Origin of the sequence: Bradyrhizobium cosmicum, from assembly GCF_032290525.1 — a bacterium.
Lineage (GTDB): Bacteria > Pseudomonadota > Alphaproteobacteria > Rhizobiales > Xanthobacteraceae > Bradyrhizobium > Bradyrhizobium cosmicum_A.
Window position 1 is genome coordinate 65470 of record NZ_JASXTA010000018.1, and the last position, 14288, is coordinate 79757.

At 65.9% G+C, this 14288-nt stretch carries 15 protein-coding genes and 1 pseudogene; 9 read left to right on the forward strand and 7 right to left on the reverse strand.

The window, feature by feature from the left end; all coding sequences use genetic code 11:
• Positions 1 to 9: 9 nt before the first annotated feature.
• On the reverse strand, positions 10 to 972 hold the full coding sequence (locus tag QSV46_RS28270) for a tripartite tricarboxylate transporter substrate binding protein (protein ID WP_314959264.1): 963 nt from the start codon (positions 970 to 972) through the stop codon (positions 10 to 12).
• A gap of 188 nt (positions 973 to 1160) precedes the next feature.
• On the opposite strand from QSV46_RS28270, the gene QSV46_RS28275 reads away from it, so the two are divergent.
• From QSV46_RS28275 to QSV46_RS28285, 3 genes and pseudogenes are all read left to right on the forward strand, one after another.
• Positions 1161 to 1862 (forward strand): TetR/AcrR family transcriptional regulator, encoded by a 702-nt coding sequence (locus QSV46_RS28275; RefSeq protein ID WP_314959266.1) that lies wholly within the window; start codon positions 1161 to 1163, stop codon positions 1860 to 1862.
• Positions 1840 to 2391: a carboxymuconolactone decarboxylase family protein gene (locus QSV46_RS28280; protein ID WP_314959268.1), complete on the forward strand. Its 552-nt coding sequence runs from the start codon at positions 1840 to 1842 to the stop codon at positions 2389 to 2391. The genes QSV46_RS28275 and QSV46_RS28280 overlap by 23 nt, the downstream gene beginning before the upstream one ends.
• Positions 2392 to 2444: 53 nt before the next feature.
• Positions 2445 to 3125 (forward strand): annotated as a pseudogene (locus QSV46_RS28285) (SDR family NAD(P)-dependent oxidoreductase); the annotation flags it as partial.
• A gap of 9 nt (positions 3126 to 3134) precedes the next feature.
• Here the strand turns inward: QSV46_RS28285 and QSV46_RS28290 are convergent.
• The 4 genes from QSV46_RS28290 to QSV46_RS28305 are packed head-to-tail and all read right to left on the reverse strand — an operon-like array spanning position 3135 to position 5680.
• Positions 3135 to 3644, reverse strand: a complete 510-nt coding sequence (locus tag QSV46_RS28290) for a DoxX family protein (protein ID WP_314959518.1) — start codon at positions 3642 to 3644, stop codon at positions 3135 to 3137.
• The gene (locus tag QSV46_RS28295; protein WP_314959270.1) at positions 3644 to 4423 is read right to left on the reverse strand and encodes a DNA-binding domain-containing protein; all 780 of its coding nucleotides are present in this window, start codon (positions 4421 to 4423) and stop codon (positions 3644 to 3646) included. Before QSV46_RS28295 ends, QSV46_RS28290 begins: the two co-directional genes overlap by 1 nt.
• A complete protein-coding gene (locus tag QSV46_RS28300) occupies positions 4413 to 5327 on the reverse strand; it encodes a DUF692 domain-containing protein (RefSeq protein ID WP_314959272.1) in 915 nt (304 codons plus the stop codon). The genes QSV46_RS28295 and QSV46_RS28300 overlap by 11 nt, the downstream gene beginning before the upstream one ends.
• Positions 5328 to 5374: 47 nt before the next feature.
• The gene (locus QSV46_RS28305; RefSeq protein ID WP_314959273.1) at positions 5375 to 5680 is read right to left on the reverse strand and encodes a DUF2282 domain-containing protein; all 306 of its coding nucleotides are present in this window, start codon (positions 5678 to 5680) and stop codon (positions 5375 to 5377) included.
• 311 nt (positions 5681 to 5991) lie between these two features.
• Here QSV46_RS28305 and QSV46_RS28310 point away from each other — a divergent pair, with 311 nt between their 5' ends.
• The 5 genes from QSV46_RS28310 (at position 5992) to QSV46_RS28330 (ending at position 12025) form a co-directional block, all read left to right on the forward strand.
• Entirely contained in the window at positions 5992 to 8079 is a 2088-nt protein-coding gene (locus tag QSV46_RS28310) for an adenylate/guanylate cyclase domain-containing protein (protein ID WP_314959275.1), read from the forward strand.
• A 125-nt stretch (positions 8080 to 8204) separates the two neighbouring features.
• Positions 8205 to 8789 carry a HutD family protein gene (locus tag QSV46_RS28315; RefSeq protein ID WP_314959276.1) on the forward strand — a complete coding sequence of 195 codons (585 nt, stop codon included), beginning with the start codon at positions 8205 to 8207 and terminating at the stop codon, positions 8787 to 8789.
• Between the two features lie 114 nt (positions 8790 to 8903).
• On the forward strand, positions 8904 to 10097 hold the full coding sequence (locus QSV46_RS28320) for an adenylate/guanylate cyclase domain-containing protein (protein WP_314959279.1): 1194 nt from the start codon (positions 8904 to 8906) through the stop codon (positions 10095 to 10097).
• Between the two features lie 198 nt (positions 10098 to 10295).
• Positions 10296 to 11030, forward strand: a complete 735-nt coding sequence (locus tag QSV46_RS28325; RefSeq protein WP_314959281.1) for an outer membrane protein — start codon at positions 10296 to 10298, stop codon at positions 11028 to 11030.
• Positions 11031 to 11227: 197 nt separating this feature from the next.
• A complete protein-coding gene (locus QSV46_RS28330) occupies positions 11228 to 12025 on the forward strand; it encodes an adenylate/guanylate cyclase domain-containing protein (RefSeq protein ID WP_314959283.1) in 798 nt (265 codons plus the stop codon).
• 36 nt (positions 12026 to 12061) lie between these two features.
• Here QSV46_RS28330 and QSV46_RS28335 read toward each other — a convergent pair whose 3' ends face one another.
• Together QSV46_RS28335 and QSV46_RS28340 are read right to left on the reverse strand one after the other, a co-directional pair.
• Entirely contained in the window at positions 12062 to 12376 is a 315-nt protein-coding gene (locus tag QSV46_RS28335) for a hypothetical protein (protein ID WP_314959285.1), read from the reverse strand.
• A 346-nt stretch (positions 12377 to 12722) separates the two neighbouring features.
• Complete coding sequence (locus tag QSV46_RS28340; protein WP_314959286.1) at positions 12723 to 13580, reverse strand: oxidoreductase; 858 nt, start codon at positions 13578 to 13580, stop codon at positions 12723 to 12725.
• Between the two features lie 107 nt (positions 13581 to 13687).
• On the opposite strand from QSV46_RS28340, the gene QSV46_RS28345 reads away from it, so the two are divergent.
• Positions 13688 to 14239: a helix-turn-helix domain-containing protein gene (locus QSV46_RS28345; RefSeq protein ID WP_314959288.1), complete on the forward strand. Its 552-nt coding sequence runs from the start codon at positions 13688 to 13690 to the stop codon at positions 14237 to 14239.
• Positions 14240 to 14288 lie beyond the last annotated feature (49 nt).

A 14288-nucleotide genomic window follows, 5' to 3' on the forward strand; every position in this document is an offset into this window, starting at 1 on the left:
TTGTCATCTTCACTTGACCTCAATGCCCGCGTCCCTGGCAACCTGCTTCCAGGCCGCGATGTCGCGGGCGTTGATGTCGCGCTGCTCGTCGCCGGGCACGAATTGCGGCGTGATGCCGAGCCCCAAAAGCTTCTCTTTCACCACGGCATCGCCGAGCGCCTCCTTCAGCGCTGCCGACAATTTCTGCGCGATCGGCGGAGCGAGACCTGCGGGAGCATACATCGCCCAGGACAGGCTGCGGTCGAACGGCACGCTCTGCTCCTTGTAGCTGGCGACATCCGGCAGGCTCGGCGAGCGCTCGCCGCAGGCGGCCAGCGCCTTGATCGAGCCCTCCTTCACCAGCGGCGTCGCGGTCGCCACGTCGAGCGTCGCCAGCGAGATGTGGCCACCGAGCAAGTCGCCTGCGAGCTTGGCGATGCCGTTGAACGGCACGTGCTCCATCTTGATCCCGGTCTGCTGCATCAGGATCTCCGCGCAGAATTGCCCGGTCGAGCCGATGCCCCAGCTGCCGTACTGGACCGGTCCGCCCTTCCTGGCGAGCGCGATCAGGCCCTTGATGTCATTGGCGGGAAAATCCCTGGTTGCCACCAGCATGATCGACGAGACGCCGACGCGTCCGATCGTCGTAAAATCCCTGATCGAATCGTAGGGCAGCTTTGGATAGATCGCCGGTGCCAGCACATGCGTGGTCATGCCGCCGACGGTGATGGTGTAGCCGTCATTTGGCGACGTCGCGACCATCTGCGTGCCGAGCGTGCCGGCGGCACCCGTGTGGTTCTCGATATAGATGCTCTGTCCGAGCGTCTTGCCCATCTTGTCAGCCAGCAGCCGGCCGACCACGTCGCCGCCGCCGCCGGCCGCATAGGGCAGCAGCATTTTGATTTTGTGGGTGGGGTAGGCGGCGGGATCCTCTGCGCGGGCCGGCAGCGCCATGGACGACAAGGTGAGCAAAGACAGGGCGACGGTTTTCATGAGCGCTTTCCGCGCAGGCGAAAGGCGAGCGAAGAGCGCCATGACGTGGATCCCCCAATTTGCTCTCCGCTTCTCGATTGAGCGGAGTTGAACGCGAGACGGCTCCTGCAGGGCCGCGGCGACCGTTGCAGAACGAACGATCGTTCGTACGATTGACTAACGAACGATCGTTCGTTAGTCAAGCAGTCATGGCTGTCCACACCTCCGGCGCGGCGGCAGCGACCGCGCCCACCACCCGCGAGCGCATCCTGAGCGAGGCCCTGAATCTGTTCGCGCAGAGCGGCTATGGCGGCGCCTCGATGCGCGAGCTGGCGCGCCGCGTCGGCATTCGCGAGAGCAGCCTCTACAACCACTTCTCCGGCAAGGCTGCGATCCTGGAAGCGATCGTCAGCGAGCACGGCCCGGCGAGCTCGGCGAGCCGACTCGAGGAGCCGCGCTACAAACAGCTCTCGCGCCAGCCTGCCGCGTTCTGCCGACAGTTTGCACTGGACCTTGTCGAGCAATGGTCCGATCCGCGCGAACATCAATTCCAGAAGGTCATCACAGCCGAGCGTAACCGCGTGCCCGGCATCCGCGCCAAATTCGCCGATCATTTCTATGCGCGCGAGCAGAGCATGATGACGGATTATTTTCGCGGCTTTGCGCTGGCCGGCCTCGTGTCGACGCCCGATCCGCGCGAGACCGCAAGGCTGTTCGCCGCCGGTCTCATCTACATCCGGCTCGAGCATTACGTGATGGGCGCGGCGCCCTCTCCACGCCCGAACGTGATCGAGGCGATCGACCGCTATCTCGCCTTCTTCCTGTCGCTGATCGGGGCGGATGGCGGGACGAACGACAACAAGAAACGAAAACCCAAGGGAGAAACGCGTGGCAAGGCTGCCCCTGATTGATCCGGAGGCGACGAGCGGCGACATCCGCGCCTCGTTCGACCGCATGCCGGTCAAGCTCAACATCTTTCGCATGATGGCCCATGCCGAGGCCAACATGATCCCGGCGATGCGGCTCGGCAATTCGATCCTGCACAAGCAGAAGCTCAGCGCGGTCAACCGCGAGCTCCTGATTCTGCAAGCCGCGCAGCTCGAAGGCGGCGCCTATGAATGGCGGCAGCATGTGCCGATCGCGCTCGGTGTCGGCTGCACGCAAGCGCAAATCGACGCGGTCGAGCGAAGCGAGTATGACGCGGCCGTGCTGAACGAAGCCGAACGCGCGCTGCTGAAGTTCGGCCGCGAGGTCGTCGAGAACGTCCGCGTTCCCGAGGCGACCTTCGCTGCTGCGCGAAAACACTTCAGCGATCAGGAGATCGTCGAATCCATCGTCGCGCTCGGCTTCTACATGATGATGGCGCGTCTCACCGAGGCGACCGAGACCGATCTCGATCCGGCGGCCGGCATGAAGGTCTATGACGGCGGCAAGAAGTAGGCGAACAGCATGGCCGAGAATTCCGAAGTCAAGCCGGATCGCTATGTCCGTCCGCCGAGAGCATCCTTTGCGCCCGCGAGGGCGCGAAGGTTGCCGTGGCCGACCTGAACCGGACGTCCGCACAGCAGACCGTCAAGCACATCACCGACGAAGGCGGCGAGGGCTTTGCGATCGCAGCCGATGTCACGTCAGAGACCGACGTTCAGCGCATGATCGAACAGGCGCATCGCACCATGGGCGGGCTCGACGGCATGGTGCTCAACATCGGCACTTTCGGCAAAATTGGACTCGATGCCGTCAGCCCGGAGGAGTGGAACAGGATCTACGACGTCAACGTCCGCGGCCCGATGCTGTGCTGTCGCGCAGGCCTGCCGAGATTCGACAATGGCGGCGCCATCGTCTTCATCTCCTCGATCGCCGCGCTGAAAGCGGGATCGCAGATGGCGGTGTATGATTCATCGAAAGCCGCGCTCGGCGGCCTGATGCGCAACATCGCCCATCTCGGCGCGCGCCGCGGCATCCGCGCCAATCTGGTCTATCCCGGCCTCGTCGATACCCCCAACGGCCGCGAAGCCGGCGCCGGCCGTCCCAACCGTGGCAAGGGCCACGTCCCCTTCGGCCGCCAGGCCACCGCCTGGGAGATCGCCTATGCCGTGCTGTTCTTCCTGTCGGACGAAAGCGTCTACGTCACCGCGCAGACGCTGGCGGTCGACAGCGGCTTGAGCGGGATGTGAGACGGCATCCTATCGCGTGTGCGATCGCGCCCGCCCGATCAGATGGTCCAGCGAGACGCGCCCCGGCCCGTAAGCCATGATGCCGAGCGCCATCGCCGCCCAGGTGATGTGCACCGGCCAGCCGTCGGGCACGGTGAGCTCGACGATGACGGTCATGAACAAAAGTCCGAGAGCTGCGAACCGCGTGCCGAGGCCCAGCACCAGCAGGACCGGAAACATGATCTCGCCGCAGCCCGACAGGAACGCCATCACCGTCGGCGCGGGAAAGTGATAGGGGCCGCCCGGCAGGTGCAGCATGAATTCGTCGCTGAACAGCGTCAGCGCGGTGTCGTTCAGCCTGAGGAAGCCATCCCATTTGAGGATGCCCGAGCGCCAGAACGGCACGGCCAGCGCAAGGCGCAGCACGAGCTGGACGATCGAGGGGACGGCGATCGTCTCGACCAGGTGATTGGCCTTGTCGAGCAGCTGCCCGGGCGATGGCAGGCCGCTGCCCGCGGTGATGCGCTGGTCCGTGATCATCATGCGCCTCCAGGAGCAAGCGAGGTGAATGCGCCGGCCTCGATCAGGCCGGCGATGTTCGAAGCGATGTCGAAGTCCGCACAGACATCCAGCGCCGCGCGCGCGGCCTCGCCGAGCGGCTGGCCGGACATCAGGCTGGTGGCGAAGACGGCGCCGCCAGGTGGAAGGTGCCGCACCGCGACGTCGAATTCGGGCCGCGTGATCAGCGCGTCTTCCGGCGTCGATGCGTCGATGCGTGCGACCGGAGCGTCGTCGCGGTTGGCGGCGAAGATCGTCGCGGCCGAGAATGGCGAACCCACGATCCGCATCGCCGGATGCGGCGTGAAAACCAATTCGGCCAGCCGTTCCGGCGCGACGGCGGCCAGCCGGGCCGGCGCCAGCGGCGCGGCGTCGCACGCATGATACGCGTCGAGCCAGGCCCGCTCGATGCGGGCGACGTCGGCGAGCCAGGGCATCGCCTGCGCGTGCTCGTATCGAGCAATGAACTCCGGAAAGTCGCGGCCATACTCGAACAGCAGCGGTGAGGCCGGCGGATTGCTGCGAACATGAGAGCGCGCCATGGCGCGGAAGAAATCGGCACCGGTAATGCGTTGCACCGCCGGATAGATCGCGGCGAGCGCGGCGATCAGGCTCACCGTGACGTTGTTGCGGTAGACGGCGTAGCGTTTGCCGGCCGCCTTGCCGTTCGGGCCGGTCACGATCGCGGGTGCGGTTCGCGCCGGATCCAGCAGGGCCGGCGCGAAGGCCGCGGCAAAGGACAGATCCTGCTCAGGCGGCATGACGATCCCCCGTCAGCGTCGCGGGGCCGCAACGATCGAGGATCGCCTGCGCCGCGTCGGCTTCTGCCTTCAGGACCGGCCAGTCCGGGATATTGCTGTCCCATTCGATCAGCGTCGGCACTGGACCGCTGCGCCGGATGACGATCTCGTAGAGCTTCCACACGGCGTCGGCGACCGGGCCGTCATGGCTGTCGATCAGCAGCAGGTCGCCTTCGTCATCGGCCTGTTCGGCGTGGCCGGCGAGATGAATCTCTCCGACGCGGGACAGGGGAAAGTCCGCGAGATAATCGAGCGGCGCGAAGCCGTGATTGGCCGCGGAGACGAACACGTTGTTGACGTCGAGCAGCAGCCCGCAGCCGGTGCGCTCGGCCACGGTGCGGATGAAATCGGTCTCGCGCATCGAGGATTCGCGGAAGGCGACATAGGTCGACGGGTTTTCCAGCAGCAGCGGGCGGCGGATCGCGTCCTGCACCTGATCGATGTGGTCGCAGACGCAAGCTAGGGTCGCCTCCGTGTAGGGCAGCGGCAGCAGATCGTTGAAGAAGCTGGTCTCGTGTGTCGACCAGGCGAGATGCTCGGACACCAGCGCCGGCTGGTAGCGCGCCACAAGTTCGCGAAAGCGGGCCAGATGCGTCTTGTCGAGCGGCTGCGGCCCACAGATCGACATGCACACGCCATGCAGTGACAGCGGATGGTCCCGGCGGATCGCCTCCAGCGCGCGATGCGGCGGGCCACCCGCGCCCATGTAGTTCTCGGCGTGGACCTCGAAGAAGCCGCGCTGCCGGCCTGCGCCGAGAATGGCCTGGAGGTGTTCCGGCTTGAAGCTCGTCCCGGCCACACCGCCGATCGGAGTGGAATAGCGGAGGGCCACCGCAGACATGTCGGGCGCGATTGCCGTCGTCATGATTTCTCTCCGCTCTTCCCTGTTGTCGTGGTCGCGACGCAAGCGTGCTAGATCGGCTTGAGCGAGCCCTTCTTGCCGCCCGGCAGCTCGATGCTGGTGCAGGTGCCGCCCTGCACGAATTTCCAGGCGTTGCCCTGGAAATCGACGGTCGAGGTGCCCTGGCAGGTCGTGCCCGGTCCGGCCGCGCAATCATTCTGGCCCTTCAGCGCGACGCCGAAGCATTTTTCCTTCTTGGCGGCGACGGCCGCGTCGCCCTCGGCCTTGGTCAGCGGACCGGCGGCGGCGAGCGTGGCGAGTGCGGTCGACACTGCGCCGGCGAGAACGAGCGACGTAACAGTATACTTGGCATACATCGGAGTTTCTCCTGTTTCGAAATGGCATCGCCTGGCAGGCGAGGGCGCGTGATCTAGTTCGCTCCGCGCGGAGCCCGCGTTACCGCGAAGCTGCTCACGAATCCGTGAGACCGCCTGGATCGGGCGCACCGTCGGCGCGCCTGGTCGGGATAAGGGGGCAAGCGGCCGTTCAAATCCAATGCCTTGGCGCTATCGAGACATTAGCGGGAGGGCATTGGCCGCGGCCGGGCGAGCCCGCCAGAGGTAACGAACGGCCGTCATCTGCGTAGAGCGATGACAAGAGCCGTTCCCGGCCCGAGGTGGAAACAACGATGAACGTCGATCCCGGACGGCAGCTTCGCGCGATCGCTAGGCTAACGGTCAGCATTCGTCTCGCCGTGTCAGTGCTGGTATTGACTGCGATCCTGCTGACGGCGGGGCTTTCCAGCCTTTTGTGGTGGCGCACGGCGGAGGCCACCAGCCGGCAGCTGGCTTCGACCATCAACGAGCAGATCGTGGCGGCGGTGCGCAAGGAGGTCTCGGCCATCGTGGACGAGGCACGTGCCGCGCACACCGCGATCCGCACCCTGTTCCTTCAGAACGTGCTCGACACCCGCGAGGCCGACAAGCGCGAATTCGTCTTCCTGTCGCAATTGCAGTCGCAGGCGACGATCTCCTGGGTCGCCTTCGGCTGGCCCGACGGCTCCTTCTTCGCAGCGCACAAGCTCGGCGACCGCCGGCTGGAAATGATGGAGATTTCGCTGACGGACCATCCTGGTCAGCGCCGCGTCGATGAATATGACGTGGTGCCCGGCGACATCGAGTTTGCCAACCGCCGCTTCGAGCCGACCGATTTTCGCGTCGCCGACCGCGCCTGGTTCAAGACCGGGCTGGCGGCCGAGGAACCGCAATGGTTCAGGGTGATGGACCATCCGGCCGGCGAGCGGCCGTCGATCGCCTTTGCGGGCCCGATCGACGTCTACCAGGAGCGGCAGGGCGTCCTCGCCATCGTCATCGAGTACAGCAGGCTCGCCCGCTTCCTCGCGCAGCTTGAGGTCGGACGCACCGGAACGGCGTTCATTATCGACGGCAGCGGCGAGCTGGTCGCGGCGCCCGACAAGGACGCCGACGAATTGCACGTGGCGAAGGGCGATACGACGCTGCTGCCGTTGGCGCGGACGGCGCTCGCGAAGGCGGGCGAGGACGGCCGCAAGGAGGCCTGGCGCAGCCGGCTCACGTCAGGCGGTGCGGCCTATGAGGTCGCGCTCACGCCGCTGCCGTTTCCCGGCTGGTCGCTGGCAACCGTGATCCCCGAGGCCGAGTTTCTCGGACCGGTCGAGACGACGCTGCGGCGACTGATCCTCGGCCTTGCCGTCGGCGCCGTGCTCGCGGCGCTGGCCTCGGCGATGCTGGCGCGTTCGGTGATAGCCGCGCCGCTGTCGCGCGTCGTCGGCGAGCTCCGCCATGTCGAAGCTTTTGCGCTGGAGCGGGTGCGCCGCCACCCGTCGCGACTCAAGGAGATCGCGAGCCTGTCGGGCGCGATCGCCGAGATGGCGGCCGGCCTGTCCGCGTTCCGGAAATTCATCCCGGCCGATCTCGTCCGCGGTTTGTTGCGCCAAGGTGTCGAGGCCAGGCCCGGCGGCAGCATTCAGGAGCTCAGCGTGATGTTCGTCGACATCGCCGGCTTCACCGGATTGTCCGAGCGGCTCGGCGACCGGGTGGTGCCGCTGCTGTCGCGCTATCTCGACCTCGCCTCGGAGGCCGTCGTCGCCAATGGCGGCACCATCGACAAGTTCATCGGCGACGCGGTGATGGCGTTCTGGGGCGCGCCGCAGCCGCAGGCCGACCACGCGCTGCGCTGCTGCCGCGCGGCGCTCGGCTGCCGCATGGCGATCGAGCAGTCCGGACTCGCCGACGATCTCGGTCAGCCGCTCCAGATCCGGATCGGCATCAACTCCGGCCGCATGCTGGTCGGCAATATCGGTTCGGAGCTGCGCCTGAACTACACCGTGATCGGCGATGCCGTGAACGTCGCCAGCCGCCTCGAGGGCACCAACAAATCCTACGGCACGCAAATCCTGATCGGCGAGGCGACCGAACGGCTGGCCCGCGGCGCCATCGTCACGCGGGAAATCGACAGCATCGCGGTCTACGGGCGCGAGGAGGGATTTTCGGTCTACGAGTTGATCGCGCTGGCCGGGGAAGCTGAAGCTGCGGCCGGCTGGATCGGGCGTTACGAGCAGGGCCTCGCCAATTACCGCGCGCGCCGGTTTGCCGCAGCGCTCGCCGATTTCGAAGCCGTGCTGAACGAGCGCGGCCACGATCGCCCGGCCGAGCTCATGCGCGACCGGTGCCGGCAACTCGTCGCGACCGCGCCCGATGCGTCGTGGCGGCCGGTCGCGACGCTGACGACGAAGTAGCCGCGAGACCCGGACTACAATCGTGCCTGTGTGGTTCGCGCGTCGGCCGATTGGCAAAAGGTCTGCCATCACATCCTTGATGTGCTACGACATCCGCCCGCATGCCTTCCCGGACGATCCGATTCATGAAAACCACGCTGCTCAAATCCGAACACTATACCCGCTCGCCCTGGAAGAACGGCGGCGGCGTTTTTACCGATATCGCGGATGCGCATCGCGCGGACGCGCCGGTGAAGGATTGGGACAGCCTGCTCTGGCGCTTTGCGTCGACCCCGATCGTGGCGCCCGGTCCGTTCTCCTACATGCCGGGTATCGACCGCCTGCAGATGGTCGTCGGCGGACGCGGGCTGGTGCTGAAGTCTCCCGCGCAGGATTTCGACGAGCGTGAACCTTTTACGACGGTGCGCTTCACCGGCGAGCTCGAGATCGTGACCGAACTCGAGGCCGGCCCTGTCGAGGTCGTGAATTTGATGGCCCGGCGCGGTGCGGCCGAGATCGAGCTCGAGGCGCTTCGGGAGCCCGGCGATCGGCAACTTGCCGCCGGCACGCATCTGGTTTACGCGGTGTCCGGTGATTGCAGCATTCGTCTCAATAGCGAGGATTTTGCGATCCCCAACGGCAGCACGCTGAAGGTCGAGCTCACCGAGGCCTCCAGGCTGGCGCTCGTCTCGGGGCTGGCGGTGCTGGGATCGATCCGGCTCGCCGGCTAGACGGCGGCCATCCAGCCGATGCGCATAATCCATGCAACTGGCTAGGTTGACGCGGTCGCGCCGGAGCACGATATCTCCTTGCATGCAGACCGCCGCGAAGGGGCAGAGGCAGATATGAACGCGCCAGACGAAAATGCCCCCGCGACGCTGTCCGACGGCGTCATCGACTGGCTGACCAACGGCACGCGCGACGAGCGCTTCATCGACAACATCTTTGCGCAGATGTGCATCCGCCTCCAGCAGGCGGGCATTCCCCTCGCCCGGTCGACGCTTCACGTCCTGATCCATCATCCGCAATGGCTGGGGGCCCGCTTCATGTGGTCCGACGGCATGCGCGAGGCCGAGATCGCGCGGGTCGACTACGACGTGCGCGAGCGGTCCGAGTTCATCGGCAGTCCCGCCAGCGAGATGTTGGAGGGGGCAACCGAGCTGCGCGAAAATCTCGAACGCGATCCGGCGCTCGGCCGCAAGCACGCCCTCTATGACGAGATGCGGACGAAAGGCCTGACCGACTATGTGGCCTGGCCGCTCTACCACACCCTCGGCAAGCGCCATCTCGTCACCTTCGCGACCGAGCGGCCCGGCGGCTTTGACGAGACGCACATCGCGGCGCTGAAGAAGCTGCTGCCGGTGCTGGCGCTGGTCAGCGAGATCCGCATCAAGAACCGCCTGGCGCGAACGCTGCTGGAGACCTATGTCGGCTCTCACGCCAGCGAGCTGATCCTCGCCGGCGCCACCAGGCGCGGCGCCGGCACGACGGTACGGGCCGCGATCATGATCTGCGACTTGCGCGATTTCACCAAGATCTCCGACAATTGGCCGCGCGACGACGTCATCGACCTCCTCAACGACTATTTCGACGCGATGTCGGAGCCGATCGCGCGGCACGGCGGCGAGATCCTGAAATTCATCGGCGACGGCCTGCTCGCGATCTTCCCGCTTCATGAGCCCAATGCCTGCGCAAACCTGCTGCATGCCGTCACCGAAGCCCGTTTGGCCATGGCCGAGCTGAACGAGCGGAATGCCGGCAGCGGCCGCGCGCCGTTGAACTACGGCATCGGCGTCCATGTCGGCGACGTCATGTACGGCAATATCGGCTCGACCAACCGGCTCGACTTCACCGTGATCGGCCCCGCCGTCAACATGGCCTCACGCCTCGAAGCGCTCACCAAGCAGCTCGGACGTAAGGTGCTGCTGTCGCGCGACTTCGCCCAGCTGGTGCAGCCGAACTTCGAGCTGGAGCATGTCGGCAAATACGAGGTGCGCGGCTTCAGCGATCCGATCGAGCTGTTTGCGTTTCAGGGCTGAGGGCGTCCCCTTACTGCTTCTCGCGCCATTCGAAAGCAGCCGCCGGCATGCCACGGCTCCTTGCGTCGCATCACGCCGCAAGCCGGCGCGAAGCGCATGCTTAGCGATTTCCTATGTGGCGTTCCGACTACAGCCGGATCAGCGAATGACGACTATGAGTCGATCATCGCTTTAACCGAACTGCTGGGAAGTCGACTTATGAAGAGAATCATTGCCGCTTTGATCGCAACCACCGCCCTGACCTCCGCCGCCTCGGCGGCAGACCTCGCGGCGCATTACACCAAGGCGCCCGTGGCTGCGCCGATCACCGACTGGACCGGCGTCTATCTCGGCGTCTCGGCTGGCGGAGTTTGGGGCACGAACGAGTGGTCCTCCGACGAGACGGAACCCCTTCGGCCGGGCTCCTACAACACGTCCGGCTGGACCGCCGGCGGCATCGTCGGTGCCAATATTCAGGTCCGCAATGCGGTCATTGGCGTGGAGTTCGACGGCAACTGGGCCGACGTGACCGGTTCGAGGGCCGTCGGATCACCGTTCAACGGCATCGCCACCAATCTCTCGTCGATCGACAACAAGATCGACTGGACGGCGCATGCGCGCGCTCGCCTGGGTTACTCGTTCGGCAACTGGCTGCCGTTCGTCGCCGGCGGCGCGGCGATCGCCGGCGTGCGTGACAATCTGAATTTCATCACGCCCACCGCGTTCAATGGCGTCGTCTACCCGGGCTACCGCAACAGCGCCAAACGCGTCGGCTTCACGGTTGGCGGCGGCATCGATTTCAAGGTCACGCCGAACTGGATCGTTCGCGGCGAATATCTCTATGACAATTTCGGCACGACGTCCGGACGGGCGAGCCCCTCGACTTTCAACAACGAGGTGTTCACGCTCGACACGCACACGGTGCGCGCGGCGATCATGTACAAGTTCGACTGATTTGTTCTGCGACCTGTTCCAGTGAACTCAGCCCGGTCTCGCCAGGGGCCGGGCTTTTTCAATCGGCCGATGAGGCCGTGACGACCCGGAGCGTGCCGATGTCGCTCGGACGGCCGAGGCCGGTTGCCAACGCCGGAGCATGCAATTACGCTCCGTCTCAGCTCCGCCCAGACGTCTGCTTGATCGGCCGCGTGGTCATGCCAAAGTTTCTTCGTATCGGAGTCCATCAGTCCAACGTCTCAGGCTACACGTCGAAGGCGTGGTGTATCAGGCGCGTCGGCCCGGCGGTTTTCCTGAAGTGGGGTGCCGTCGAGGTCCAGGGCGCCGGCGACGGGCGCAAGGTTTACTGGACGCATCCTCCACAGGAGAAGACGGTCCGCTGCGGCACCGCGCAGCGCGCCCAGGACTACACCAAGGCCGCGATCGCCCGGCGCCGCAACCATCGCTACGAGCCGCTGGCCGGAGCTATTGCGGTCCGGCGCAAATCCGCCGCGCGCGATGCCGGGCTCAAGCAGGCGCTCGCCACCATCCTGATTGTCGATATCGTCGGCTCCACCGCCAAGGCGGCCAAGCTCGGGGATGCGCGCTGGACCAAGATCATGGGCCATTATTACGCGGCCGTCCGCAAGGAGCTGAAGAGTTCGCGCGGCAAGGAAGTCAACACGACCGGCGACGGCGTGCTGGCGACGTTCAAGGCGCCGGCGGCCGGCATCGCTTGCGCGACTGCGATCCAGAAGGCGGTGCGTACGCTGGGACTCGAGATCAGGGTCGGGCTGCACGCGGGGGAGTACACGATCAGCGGCGACGAGATGGTCGGCCTCGCCTTCCACATCGGCACCCGCGTCGCCGCCAAGGCGCGCGCCGGCGAAATTTTGGTGTCGAGCGCGGTGAAGGAGCTGATGAAGGCGCTGCCTCAGATCCGCTTTGCCGATCACGGCAGTCATCAGCTCAAGGGCGTGCCGGAGCGGTGGCGCCTGTATCGGGTTGTGGGGTGAGGGCAGGCCGGCTCGTGGTCGGGCCCTGCGGTCCTGCTATCGACGCTTGAGCACCAAAGCTTCCCAGAAGTACCGCGACGCTTCGGCCTGCGCGTCGTACACGCCGATGCCGATGTCGTGGAGAAGCTCGGGCTTTTCCCTCAGATCCGCGCGCAGCTCCGCCCTGAAACGCGACCGCTGCCACCATGTGACGGGCAGGCTGAGGATCGCGCGGATGCCAATTGCATCCGCGCGGATGCCAGGTGCCTCATGACCCGAGGCGAACCGCGTTGCCGGTATCACCGCGGCCCGCTCGGGACTGGCGGCTGGCGCCTTGAAGGGCGTCATTGTCTGCAAGGCTTGCGATTGCATGTCGTCAAAATCTCCAAGTGAAATCGTGGTCGCCGGCCTGCAACAAGGCGGCGACGGGGCAGTGGCCTCTCACCGGGCGACAATGCTCGCCACGATGGTTGCCTGGCGCCCAGGAAACATGGCGCCGTCGTGGCCGGCGTTAGTCCGGCGTGACAGAGCCGTTATTATTTCTCCGAAGGCGTGACGAGGTTAACAATGCGTTGGACGGGGGACGTCGGCCGCGCAAAATCGCAGGTTCCCCGGATGACGCGCGGTCCCGAGCCTTGCGGCATTATTGCGCTATTTCGCGTGCAATGCCCCGGGGCGTGCCGCAGAGAGCCGCTCGCGCCGAGATCGCCGGTTGCGGTCAGAACGCCCGAGCGATGCGGGTGGGCGGCGATGCCGCCGGTGCATCGAGCCGCAGGTCCTTTCGAATCCCGGCATCCACCAGACCGGCGGGGGCAAACCGGCGCAGAAATCGCAGGCGCTTCGCAAGGCTGCCGGCCGCATATTTGAGCTGCGGGCGCGCCGCGCTCGCCGCGGCAAGCACGGTCTCGGCGACGACGCCCGGCTGTTCGGCCGTCGCCATCACCTCGTTCACCCGCCTGGTCACGCCCGCGCGCGCCTCGCGGTATTCATCGAGCTTGGCATCGGGCTCCATGAAGTTCGCGTCGAACGGCGTCTTGGTGTAGGCGGGCTCGACCACGGAGACCCGGATGCCCCGCGTGCGCAGTTCATGGTCGAGCGATTCCGAATAACCGGCCACCGCGTGCTTGGTGGCGGCATAGAGCGCGCCATAGGGCATCGGCAGAAAGCCGAGCACGGAGCCGATGTTGACGATGCGGCCGCCGCCCTGGCGGCGCATGTGCGGCACGACCGCGCGCGTCATCCGGACCAGCCCGAAGAAGTTCGTCTCGAAGATCGCTCGTGCCTGCTCCATCGAGCTCTCTTCCGCACCGGCGGGGGCAACACCGAAGCCGGCGTTGTTCACGAGCAAATCGATGCGGCCCTCGCGCCGGACCACTTCGCTGACGGCGGCTTCCACCGATTCATCGCTGGTGACATCCAGCGACAGCATCTCGAACGGTTGTCCGCCGGCCTGCGCGCCCCGCCGGCTGGTGCCGTAGACTTTGTAGCCGGCGCTTGCGAGCCGCAGCGCCGTGGCTTCGCCGATCCCGGACGAGGCGCCGGTCACCAGCGCGATCTTGGGTGTGATCCTGTTCATGCGACTCTCCAACGCTGCCAATGGCTCTGAATCTGTTTGATTGCGATCGTAACTAATGATACAAATGACGATCGTAATGATAAATGTCAAGCCCCAGGACCCGCCACATGCGCGTTTCAAAGGAACAGGCCGCCAAAAACCGCGAGCGCATTCTTCAGGCCGCCTCCCGCCTGATGCGGGAGCACGGCATCGCCGGCGTCGGTGTCGACGCGCTCGCCGAGGCCGCCGGGATGACCCACGGCAGCCTGTACAGTCAGTTCGGCTCCAAGGAGCGACTGGTCGAGGAAGCGGTGGCCTATGCGATCAGCGCCAAGGGCGGCGAAGTGCCCGAGGATTTTGCGCTCGACGATTATGTGTCGGACTACCTGTCGCCGGGGCATCGCGACGAGCCGGCAAGCGGCTGCCCCTTCGCGGCCCTGGCTTGCGAAATCTCGCGCCAAAGCCGCGGTGTGAGGGACCGCTTCACTGCCGGCGTGCGCGGCACGATCGCCCTGCTGAGCAGCCGGATGCCCTCCACGCTGAAGCCGCGCCAGCGCGAGGACAAGGCGCTCGCGGCCGCCGCCTCCATGGTCGGAGCCCTCGTGCTGGCCCGGGCGGTGAACGATCCAAAACTGTCGGCGGATATTCTTCGCGCGACGAGGAATTCGCTGTCGGGGTGATGCTGATACTGCGCTATTTGCGGTTCGCTCCCGTGGAGCCGGAGCCTGG